The organism is Dietzia sp. DQ11-38-2, from assembly GCF_014145055.1.
Classification (GTDB): domain Bacteria; phylum Actinomycetota; class Actinomycetes; order Mycobacteriales; family Mycobacteriaceae; genus Dietzia.
Map to the genome: position 1 here is coordinate 1 of NZ_JAALDW010000487.1, position 2,213 is coordinate 2,213.

The 2,213-nt window shown below is 71.9% G+C and carries 2 protein-coding genes; both read right to left on the bottom strand.

Annotation, left to right across the window (positions count from 1 at the left end; genetic code table 11):
• A partial coding sequence (gene proB, locus G6026_RS15210) for a glutamate 5-kinase (RefSeq protein WP_182613668.1) occupies positions 1-683 on the bottom strand: 683 nt, incomplete at its 3' end.
• A complete protein-coding gene (gene obgE, locus G6026_RS15215) occupies positions 680-2,140 on the bottom strand; it encodes a GTPase ObgE (RefSeq protein ID WP_182613669.1) in 1,461 nt (486 codons plus the stop codon). The genes proB and obgE, both read right to left, overlap by 4 nt.
• Positions 2,141-2,213: the final 73 nt, after the last annotated feature.

Genomic DNA, 2,213 nt, shown 5'->3' on the forward strand with positions numbered 1-2,213 from the left:
GCCGCGAGCTTGGAGGCCATCCCGCCGGTCCCCAGGGCCCCGCCGGCCCCGGCCACCACCCCGTCGAGGTCGGCCGCACCCGACACCATCGTCACCGCGGTGGCGTCGCCCTTCCGCGGGTCCGAGTCGTACAGGGCGTCCACGTCCGAGAGCAGGACCAGCGCATCGGCGCTGATGAGGTGGGCCACCAACGCGGCCAGGCGGTCGTTGTCCCCGAAGCGGATCTCGTTGGTGGCCACCGTGTCGTTCTCGTTGACCACCGGGACCGCGCCGAGTGTGCGGAGACGATCCAGGGTGCGTTGCGCGTTGGCGGCGCTCTCCCGGCGCCCGATGTCGCCGGCCGTCAGCAGGACCTGCCCCACCACGCGGTCGTATCGGGAGAAGGAGTCCCCCCAGGCCCGGGCCAGCTCCAGCTGGCCCACGCTCGCGGCGGCCTGCTTGGCGGACAGGGTCGCGGGGCGGGTGGTCATCCCCAATGGGGACATCCCCGCTCCGATCGCCCCGGACGAGACCACGAACACGTCCGACCCCGCGGCCATGCGCGCCTGACAGACATCGGCCAGGGCGTCGAGCTGCGGCCGGCGGATCCCACCACCGACGCTCGTGATGGCCGAGGACCCGATCTTGACGACCACTCGGCGCGCCGTGCCTATCCGGCGCCGCAGCTCCGGTTCACCGGTCACTCCAGGATCTCCTCGTCGGGATCGATCAGGCCGCGGCGCACCCGCTTGCGGTACTTGCGCTCCTGGGCGCCCACGCGCTCGTCGGACTCCAACCGGATGTCCGTGCCACGCCCGGTGCGCATGAGGTCCACGCCCGCCGGGGTCTGGGGCTCCCAGTCGAACGAGACGTCGCCGATGGTGACCGCGCAACCCGCCTGCGCCCCGGCCTTGATGAGCGCGTCCTCGACACCCAGCCGGGCCAGACGGTCGGCGAGGAAGCCCACGGCCTCGTCGTTGGCGAAGTCGGTCTGGCGGATCCAACGTTCGGGTTTGGATCCCGACACCACGAAGGCACCGGCCTCGTCCGGATCCTTCCGGACCGTGAACTCGACCCCGTCCACGGCCCTGGGCCGAAGGACGATCCGCTCGGGCGCCGCAGGCGGGTTCGCCTTGCGATGGGCCTTGATCAGCTCGTACAGCCCGTACCGCAACTCGTCCAGGCCCCGGTGCGCGACCGCGGAGATCGCGTACACCGGCCAGCCCTTGGCCTCGAAGTGGGCGGTGACCATCTCGGCCATGTCGGCGGCGTCCGGAACGTCGATCTTGTTGAGCACCACGACCCGGGGCCGGTCGGCCAGGTCGCCCAGCCCGGCGTCGGCGAGTTCCGGTTGGTAGGCGGCGAGCTCGGCCTCGAGTGCGTCGACATCCGAGACGGGGTCGCGGTCGGACTCGAGGTTCGCGCAGTCCACCACGTGCGCGAGGACGGCCGTGCGTTCGATGTGGCGCAGGAAGTCCAGGCCCAGACCGCGTCCCTCGCTGGCTCCGGGGATGAGCCCGGGCACGTCCGCGATGGTGAACGTGTCGTCGCCCACCGAGACCACACCGAGGTTGGGCGCCAGGGTGGTGAACGGGTAGTCGGCGATCTTGGGTTTGGCCGCGGACAGCACCGACACGAGCGACGACTTGCCCGCCGAGGGGAACCCGACCAGCCCGACGTCCGCCATGGACTTGAGTTCGAGGGTCAGGTCGCGGACCTCGCCGGGTTCACCGAGCAGGGCGAACCCGGGGGCCTTGCGGGCCCTCGAGGCGAGCGCGGCGTTGCCGAGCCCGCCCTTGCCGCCCTCGGCCGCCACGAAGCGGGTCCCGGCGCCGACCAGATCGGCCAGCACCTGCCCGTCCTCGTCGAGGACGACGGTCCCGGGCGGTACCGCGAGGACGAGGTCCTCACCGCGGGCGCCGTTGCGGTTGGCCCCCATGCCGGGCTGCCCCTTGCCCGCCCGGGCGTGGGGACGGAAGTGGAAATCAAGCAGGGTGTGGACCTGCGGGTCCACCACCAGCACGACGTCGCCGCCGCTACCGCCGTTGCCCCCGTCAGGCCCACCGAGCGGTTTGAACTTCTCCCGGTGCACGGACGTGCAGCCGCGGCCGCCGTCCCCCGCCGCGAGGTGGAGCACTACACGGTCGACGAATCTCGACATGGGCGGACTCCTCCTGCTGCTGGTGGGTGATGGGTGGTGGTGGGACTCGACGACCGGGGTGGAAATGCCCTCG

What these genes read in the sequence shown, in the direction of transcription:
- obgE (WP_182613669.1), bottom strand. Translation starts at nt 2,140, where the DNA reads ATGTCGAGATTCGTCGACCGTGTAGTGCTCCACCTCGCGGCGGGGGAC.